8 protein-coding genes are annotated in these 7,900 nt (G+C 58.9%); 6 read left to right on the forward strand and 2 right to left on the reverse strand.

What is annotated here, in order from left to right; genetic code table 11:
- The first annotated feature begins 331 nt into the window (after positions 1-331).
- Positions 332-976, forward strand: a complete 645-nt coding sequence (locus tag AKL27_RS26610) for a DUF1120 domain-containing protein (protein WP_050465926.1) — start codon at positions 332-334, stop codon at positions 974-976.
- A 162-nt stretch (positions 977-1,138) separates the two neighbouring features.
- Here AKL27_RS26610 and AKL27_RS26615 read toward each other — a convergent pair whose 3' ends face one another.
- On the reverse strand, positions 1,139-3,451 hold the full coding sequence (locus AKL27_RS26615) for an NADP-dependent malic enzyme (RefSeq protein WP_050465927.1): 2,313 nt from the start codon (positions 3,449-3,451) through the stop codon (positions 1,139-1,141).
- Positions 3,452-3,679: 228 nt separating this feature from the next.
- On the opposite strand from AKL27_RS26615, the gene thiL reads away from it, so the two are divergent.
- The 3 genes from thiL to AKL27_RS26630 all read left to right on the forward strand — a co-directional run bounded on the left by thiL (position 3,680) and on the right by AKL27_RS26630 (position 5,812).
- Positions 3,680-4,645: a thiamine-phosphate kinase gene (thiL, locus tag AKL27_RS26620; RefSeq protein ID WP_050465928.1), complete on the forward strand. Its 966-nt coding sequence runs from the start codon at positions 3,680-3,682 to the stop codon at positions 4,643-4,645.
- The gene (locus AKL27_RS26625) at positions 4,642-5,169 is read left to right on the forward strand and encodes a phosphatidylglycerophosphatase A family protein (protein ID WP_050465929.1); all 528 of its coding nucleotides are present in this window, start codon (positions 4,642-4,644) and stop codon (positions 5,167-5,169) included. Before thiL ends, AKL27_RS26625 begins: the two co-directional genes overlap by 4 nt.
- A 154-nt stretch (positions 5,170-5,323) precedes the next feature.
- On the forward strand, positions 5,324-5,812 hold the full coding sequence (locus tag AKL27_RS26630; RefSeq protein ID WP_050465930.1) for a CinA family protein: 489 nt from the start codon (positions 5,324-5,326) through the stop codon (positions 5,810-5,812).
- 58 nt (positions 5,813-5,870) lie between these two features.
- Here AKL27_RS26630 and pyrF read toward each other — a convergent pair whose 3' ends face one another.
- Entirely contained in the window at positions 5,871-6,692 is an 822-nt protein-coding gene (gene pyrF / locus AKL27_RS26635) for an orotidine-5'-phosphate decarboxylase (RefSeq protein ID WP_050465931.1), read from the reverse strand.
- A gap of 148 nt (positions 6,693-6,840) precedes the next feature.
- Between pyrF and AKL27_RS26640 the strand changes: the two genes are divergently transcribed.
- Together AKL27_RS26640 and AKL27_RS26645 are read left to right on the forward strand one after the other, a co-directional pair.
- Positions 6,841-7,434: a LemA family protein gene (locus tag AKL27_RS26640; RefSeq protein WP_050465932.1), complete on the forward strand. Its 594-nt coding sequence runs from the start codon at positions 6,841-6,843 to the stop codon at positions 7,432-7,434.
- Positions 7,435-7,442: 8 nt separating this feature from the next.
- Positions 7,443-7,900 (forward strand): TPM domain-containing protein (locus AKL27_RS26645; RefSeq protein ID WP_198156101.1); only part of this gene is annotated, 458 nt, incomplete at its 3' end.

Genomic DNA, 7,900 nt, shown 5'->3' on the forward strand with positions numbered 1-7,900 from the left:
ACGCCGAACTCCGCACAGACCACTTCCCGGACCGCCGTCGGCGCTCCTACCGGCGTCGGGGGAGAGGCGCCGCCGGACCCCGCGCCCACCCCAAAAAAATACGCGCCGGAAAGTCAGGACAAGGCGGGGGGTCCCCGCCGCTTTTTTCTTCTCCGAACGCTGCAACAAGACCGACTTTCATGGCCGGAGCCACGCCAAAAGTTGCTTTTGAGAATTTTCTTATGTCGACGCCCGCGGCAAATCGACAGACTCGAATTATCGTTCGTACCGCAATCGCGTCATCCAGACACGATGTTGACCCGGTGAATCATGTCCCGGCGAGGAAAACGTCATGAAAAACACTGTTCTGCTGCTGCCAATCGGCGTCGCGCTGGTGATCTCGGGCGCAGCCCATGCCGCACGTTCATCCAGCGTGGCCGTAAACGGCGTGTCCCGGCCACCGCCATGCAACCTCACGCTCGGCGACGATGGCATTGCCGACTACGGCATGATTCCCGCAGCATCACTGATCCGTGGCAACTACACTGACTTGCCGTACAAAAACGTGGCATTGCGCATTGCCTGCCCGCGCAAAACCCGGGTCGGGCTGAGTGTTACCGACAACCGCCCCGATTCCCTGATCGTCGCATTCGGCGAGGCCAGATACAACTTCGGCCTGGGCAAGGCCGGCGGCGCCAATATCGGCGGCTATCGGCTATTCCTGGAACAAAGCGGCGTGACCACAGATGGCAGGCCGGCCAACCAGATTTTCTCCGTTATCGGTTCCCGCAACTGGAACAAGACCGGCCCCGGCGGACAACTCGGTAAAGACCGGCTCTTTTCCTGGGCGGCGCCCAACACCAGCGTACCGGCCATGTTCCAGACCATCAGCGGTTCGATCCTGATCATCCCCACACTGAACAAACCCGAAAATCTGCCGATGATGCAACAGATCAAGCTCGATGGCGCCGTCACTCTGGAAATAATGTACCTGTAAGCCGCGGCACCGCAACGCCCGCAAGCTGACCTCTGTCGTTCCTGCAAACCGCAGCAACCGGCAACAACCGGCAGCCGAAAAAAACGGCGCACTTCAAAGAAATGCGCCGTTTTCGGCTTGCTGCGCGGCGCTCGGTTCAGAGCACCGCCGGACACGTGAAGATCAACGCTCCGACAAGGCATCCATCACGCACAAGGCAGTCATGTTGACGATGCGGCGCACGGTGGCCGACGGCGTCAGGATATGAACCGGCTTGGCGCAACCGAGCAGGATCGGACCGATTGCCACGCCATTGCCCGATGCGGTCTTGAGCAGGTTGTAGGCAATATTGGCGGCATCGATGTTCGGCATCACCAGCAGATTGGCTTCGCCCTTGAGCGGCGAATCCGGCATGACCTTGGTCAGCAGCTTGCGATCGAGTGCGGTGTCGCCGTGCATTTCGCCGTCGATTTCCAGTTCCGGCGCCAGCTTTTGCACCAGTGCCAGCGCCGCGCGCATCTTGCGTGCCGACTCGCTGTTGCTGGAACCGAAGTTGGAGTGCGACAGCAAGGCGGCGCGCGGCAACAAGCCGAAGCGACGCATTTCTTCCGCAGCCAGAATCGTGATTTCAGCCAGCTCTTCGGCGGTCGGATTTTCATTGACGTGCGTGTCGACCAGCACCAGTTGACGCGTTGGCAGAATCAGCGCATTCATGGCGGCGAACACATTGACGCCTTCGCGCTTGCCCAGCACTTGCTCGATGTAATGCAAGTGCAACTGGGTGGTGCCGTAGGTACCGCAGATCATGCCGTCGGCATCGCCCTTGTGGATCGCCATCGAACCGATCAGCGTGTGACGGCGACGCATTTCCAGCTTGGCGTACTGCTCGGTCACGCCCTTGCGCTTGGTCAGCTCCAGGAACGATTGCCAGTAATCGCGATAGCGGGCATCGAAGTTCGGATTGATGATTTCGAAATCGACATCCTGACGCAGACGCAGGCCGAATTTCTTGATGCGCTGTTCCAGCACTTCAGGACGTCCCACCAGAATCGGTTTGGCCAGGCCTTCATCGACCACCACCTGCACCGCGCGCAAGACGCGCTCTTCTTCGCCTTCGGCATAGACGATGCGCTTGCGGTCGTCCGGTGCCTTCTTGGCAGCCTGGAAAATCGGACGCATGAACGTACCGCTGTGGTACACGAACTGCTCCAGCTTTTCGGCATAGGCGTTCATGTCCTTGATCGGCCGTGCGGCGACACCGGAAGTCTCGGCAGCGCGCGCCACGGCAATCGCGATCTTGATCATCAGACGCGGATCGAACGGCTTCGGAATGATGTACTCGGGACCGAACGACAGATTGGCAATGCCATAAGTCGAAGCGACGATGTCGGATTGTTCCGCCTGCGCCAGTTCGGCAATCGCATGCACTGCCGCGATTTCCATTTCACGCGTGATGGTGGTGGCACCGGAATCGAGCGCGCCACGGAAAATGTACGGGAAGCACAGAACGTTGTTGACCTGATTCGGATAGTCGGAACGACCGGTGGCGATGATTGCGTCATCACGCACGGCCATGACTTCTTCCGGCAGGATTTCAGGAGTCGGGTTGGCCAATGCCAGAATCAGCGGACGCGCTGCCATCTGCTTGACCATTTCCGGCTTGAGCACGCCGCCGGCGGAAACGCCGAGGAAAATGTCTGCGCCCGGGATCACATCGGCCAGGGTACGCGCATCGGTTTCGCGGGCGAAACGTTCCTTGTCCGGATCCATCAGTTCGACGCGGCCCTTGTAGACCACGCCGGCCAGATCGGTGACATAGATGTTTTCAATCGGGAAACCGAGATCGACGATCAGGTCCAGGCAGGCCAGCGCAGCGGCACCTGCACCGGAGACCACCAGCTTGCAATCCTTGATGCTCTTGTTGACGACCTTGAGGCCATTGAGAATCGCCGAACCGACGATGATCGCGGTACCGTGCTGATCGTCATGGAATACCGGAATCTTCATGCGGTCGCGCAGCTTGCGCTCGATGTAGAAACATTCCGGAGCCTTGATGTCTTCCAGATTGATGCCGCCGAACGTCGGCTCCAGCGAGGCGATGATGTCGCACAGCTTGTCGGGATCGGTCTCGTTGATTTCGATGTCGAACACATCGATGCCGGCAAATTTCTTGAACAGGACGCCCTTGCCTTCCATCACCGGCTTGGATGCCAGCGGGCCGATATTGCCCAGACCCAGCACCGCAGTACCATTACTGATGACCGCCACCAGATTGCCGCGCGCGGTGTACTTGAAGGCATTGGCCGGATCGGCCACGATTTCTTCGCAGGCAGCCGCCACACCAGGAGAATATGCCAGCGAGAGATCGCGCTGATTGGTCAGCAATTTGGTCGGCGTGACACTGATCTTGCCGGGCGTCGGAAACTCATGGTATTCCAGCGCTGCCTGACGAAGTTGCTGACGCACTTCTTCTTTCTTGGTGATCATCGAATCCATACTCTGCGTTCTCTTTTCTTGACGTGACGAAGGCTTGCAAGTTTAACAGAGGTCGGCCCGCGATCATAGGCCGGAAGCGGGTCGGACATGGTGCAGTGCATCAGGCAGCAAGCCAGAGCCGGCGTGGTTTCACAGACGAAACAAAGATAAGTGGTAAGACCACTCAGGTACGCACTCAAGTACTGCGAGATTTGAGTCGAATTGATTACGAATTGGTTACAATCACGCATGCTTTCCGAATTCGAACTCATCGCCCGTTACTTCACCCGCCCTTCTGCGCCTGACAGCCGGACTGCCCTTGGCGTCGGTGACGATTGTGCACTGCTGACGCCGGCCCCCGGCATGCAACTGGCAGTCTCGACCGACATGCTGGTGGCTGGCCGGCATTTCTTCCCGGAGGTCGATCCGCTCACCCTCGGTCACAAATGTCTGGCCGTCAATCTGTCCGATCTGGCCGCCATGGGCGCGCACCCGATTGCCTTCACGCTGGCGCTGGCTTTGCCCGAAGCACGCGAAGAATGGCTGGCACCGTTTGCGCAAGGCATGCTGACGCTGGCCGATGAACATGGCTGCGAGCTGGTCGGCGGCGACACGACCAAGGGACCACTGACCATCAGCATCACGGTGTTCGGCGAAATCCCGTTCAATCAGGCGCTGCGGCGCGACGCCGCCAAGGCTGGCGACGATATCTGGGTCTCCGGCACACTGGGTGACGCGCGCCTGGCGCTGGCTGCCTACCGGCAAGAACTGGTCCTCGATGCCGAAGCGCACCAAAAAGCAGCATTGCGCATGCATCAGCCTTATCCGCGACTGGCGCTGGGCATGGCGCTGCGTGGCATTGCCCATGCCGCCATTGATATTTCCGATGGCCTGGCCGGCGATCTCGGCCATATCCTGCACCGCTCCGGCGTCGGCGGCCAACTCGATGTGGACGCCCTGCCGGCCGGTGCCGTCTTGCAACAACAAGCGCCGGACTTGCGCCGCCGGTTCGCACTCAGCGGCGGCGACGATTACGAACTTTGCTTTACGGCACCGGCGGCGCGCCGCAAGCAAGTGCAGGCAGCGGCCGACCACGCCGCCACTGCCGTTACCCGGATCGGCCAGATCGAAGCCCACAGCGGGCTGCGTCTGGTTACCGGCGACGGCCAGCCACTGGCACTGACGCCGACCTCCTTCGACCATTTCACTTCATGACAACAACAATAGAACAAGGCCGCAAGGCATTCATCACCAAACCCAATTCCCGTTTCATGCTGGCACACCCGGCCCACTGGCTGGCCCAAGGTTTCGGCAGCGGTCTTTCGCCAATCATGCCGGGCACCTCCGGCACGCTGTTCGCGTGGCTGGCATACGCGGTAATGAGCAGCCGCTGGCCCGATCTGTTTACGCCGGCCAACTGGCTGATCATCATCGCCGTCGGTTTCGTGGCCGGCATCTGGGCCTGCCATCGCACCGGCCGTGATCTCGGCGCGCCCGATCACGGCAGCATGGTGTGGGATGAAATCATTGCCTTCTGGCTGGTGCTGGTACTGGTGACACCGGCCAGTCTGATGACGCAGTTCTGGGCCTTCATCGCGTTTCGTTTCTTCGACATGGTGAAACCGGCGCCGATCGCTTATTTTGATCGCCGCTTCAAAGGCGGTTTCGGTGTCATGTGGGACGACATCGTCGCTGCGTTTTACACCTTGCTGGTGTTTGCATTCTGGCGTTCAATGTAAGCTGCATTTTTTGCATGAGGCCGCAGCCGGTCCATGCATAAAAGGAGTTTCAGGCGAGGTTAACAAGAGTATGCTTGATGCATCGGGCAAGCTTGGCATGGTTGTCCGGTCACGTTGACCAACACCCACTTTCAACAATGAGGATGACATCAACATGGATACGGCAATTGATCTGGCCGCACGCGTCGGCCAAGTACTCAAATCCCGCAACTTGCTGCTGACGACCGCCGAGTCGTGTACCGGCGGCGGTGTAGCGCAGGCGATTACAGAAATCGCCGGTTCTTCGGAATGGTTCGACTGTGGCTTTGTGACGTATTCCAACGCCTCGAAAAATGAATTGCTGGATATCTCGGAAGCATTGATTGCCCAGCATGGCGCGGTCAGTGAAGAAATCGCCGCGGCCATGGCCGAAGGCGCGATTGCCAACAGCAGTTCCGATGTCGCCGTCTCCACCACCGGCATTGCCGGACCGGGCGGCGCGGTGCCGGGCAAGCCGGTCGGCACCATTTGCTTCGGCTGGAAAGTCGGTGACCATACGCATACCGAACGACTGGTATTTTCCGGCGACCGGCATGCGATCCGCGAACAGACCGTGGTGCATGCGCTGCAAGGTTTGCTGAAGTTTATCGGTCCGGCCAACTGACAGCGGCTTGCGGTCCGCCAGCCGGACCGCAGCAGCAATTCTCAATCAAGCGACGCCATCAGCGCCGGAAGGCGTTGATGGCGTCGCGCGTTTCCAGCGCCACGCGGCGTGCGGCAGCAGCGTAGTTTTCTTCGCCTTGCGCTTGCGCATACAGAATGGCGCGTGACGAATTGATCATCATGCCGCCGCCCTGTGCTGTCTTGCCAGCCTTGACGGTGGCCGCAACGTCCCCACCCTGCGCGCCGACTCCCGGTACCAGCAACGGCATGTCGCCGATGATATTGCGCACCTGTGCCAGTTCTTCCGGGAACGTGGCGCCGACCACCAGGCCGCACTGGCCGTTGGTATTCCATTTGTCCGCCACCAGCCGTGCTACATGCTGATACAGCGGCACGCCGTCCACCTTCAGGAATTGCAGATCGGAACCGCCGGCATTCGAGGTGCGGCACAACACGATGGCGCCGCGATCCTTCCATTCCAGATAGGGCGCTACCGAATCAAACCCCATATACGGGCTGACGGTGACGGCATCGGCGCCATAGCGTTCAAAGGCTTCGCGTGCATATTGCTCGGCGGTGGCACCGATATCGCCGCGCTTGGCGTCCAGTACCACCGGAATGGCCGGATATTTTTCACGGATATACGCGCAGATTTCTTCCAGTTGATCTTCTGCCCGCAAGGCGGCAAAGTAGGCGATCTGTGGTTTGAACGAACAGGCCACGTCAGCGGTGGCATCGATGATTCCTTTGCAAAACCCGACAATGGCTTCCGGCTTGCCCTTCCATTGCGCCGGAAACTTGCTGATATCCGGGTCCAGGCCCACGCACAGCAGTGAATCATGCGTGTTCCACACAGCAGATAATTTGTCGATAAATGTCACGGTAAGCCTTAATATGCAAAGATGCGATATTGTAACGCGGCAGGCAGGCCGCACAGAACCGCTATCGCCGCGCCGGTGGAAATTGCTTGCCGCGCTGTCAACAGAATTCGCCCGATTTCAACAGATTTCATTTCTCCAGAGGAACAATATGAAAAAGTGGTTTACCCGATTGACAATCATCCTTTCCGTACTGATGCTGAGCAGCTGCGGCTATAACGATTTCCAGACCAAGGACGAAGCCACCAAGGCGGCCTGGGGTGAAGTGGTAAATCAATACCAGCGGCGCGCCGACCTGATTCCGAATCTGGTCAATACCGTCAAGGGCTACGCCACGCATGAAAAAGACACGCTGGAAGCAGTGACCAAGGCGCGCGCCGCCGCCACCAGCTTCCAGATCACGCCGGAAGTACTGAACAATCCGGAAGCCTTCAATAAATTCCAGCAGGTACAGGGCGAATTGTCGTCGGCCCTGTCGCGCCTGATGGTAGTCACCGAAAACTATCCGCAACTGAAGGCCGATACCGGTTTCCGCGATCTGCAATCGCAACTGGAAGGCACTGAAAACCGCATCACCGTGGCACGTCAGCGTTATATCGTGGCAGTAAAAGACTACAACGTGCTGGCCCGCAGCTTCCCCACCAATATCACGGCCAAGATCTTCAGCTATCCGGTCAAGCCGTCATTCACCGTAGAGAATGAAAAGGCGATTTCCACTGCTCCTGCCGTCAACTTCGGGAAATAAATCGATCCATGCCTTACCTCAGGATTTTGCTGGCACTGCTGCTGAATTGCAGCTTGCAGTTGGCCCATGCCCAGGATTTCGTCACCGTACCCAAACTGACTTCGCATGTCATCGATCAGGTGCAGTTGCTTGATGAAAAGCAAAGACAGACGCTGGATCAGGTATTGACGGAATACGAAGCACGCAGCGGCAGCCAGATTGCCATCCTGCTGATGTCGAGCACCGCCCCGGAAGCGATCGAGCAATACGGCATTCGGGTGGCGGATGCCTGGCAACTGGGTCGTAAAGGGGTCGACGACGGCGTGATCCTGATTGTTGCCAAGGATAATCCGAAGGCATTGCGACGCCTGCGAATCGAGGCCGGACGCGGGGTTCAGGGCAGCCTGACGGATGCGCAATCGAAGCGCATCCTGGAAGACGTGATCGCCCCGCATTTTCGTCAGAACGATTATTACGGCGGCCTGGC

Origin of the sequence: Herbaspirillum autotrophicum (assembly GCF_001189915.1) — a bacterium.
Lineage (GTDB): Bacteria > Pseudomonadota > Gammaproteobacteria > Burkholderiales > Burkholderiaceae_D > Herbaspirillum > Herbaspirillum autotrophicum.

Coding starts and splice junctions, on each gene's coding strand:
- AKL27_RS26610 (WP_050465926.1), top strand. CDS start 332: ATGAAAAACACTGTTCTGCTGCTGCCAATCGGCGTCGCGCTGGTGATC.
- AKL27_RS26615 (WP_050465927.1), bottom strand. CDS start 3,451: ATGGATTCGATGATCACCAAGAAAGAAGAAGTGCGTCAGCAACTTCGT.
- thiL (WP_050465928.1), top strand. CDS start 3,680: ATGCTTTCCGAATTCGAACTCATCGCCCGTTACTTCACCCGCCCTTCT.
- AKL27_RS26625 (WP_050465929.1), top strand. CDS start 4,642: ATGACAACAACAATAGAACAAGGCCGCAAGGCATTCATCACCAAACCC.
- AKL27_RS26630 (WP_050465930.1), top strand. CDS start 5,324: ATGGATACGGCAATTGATCTGGCCGCACGCGTCGGCCAAGTACTCAAA.
- AKL27_RS26640 (WP_050465932.1), top strand. CDS start 6,841: ATGAAAAAGTGGTTTACCCGATTGACAATCATCCTTTCCGTACTGATG.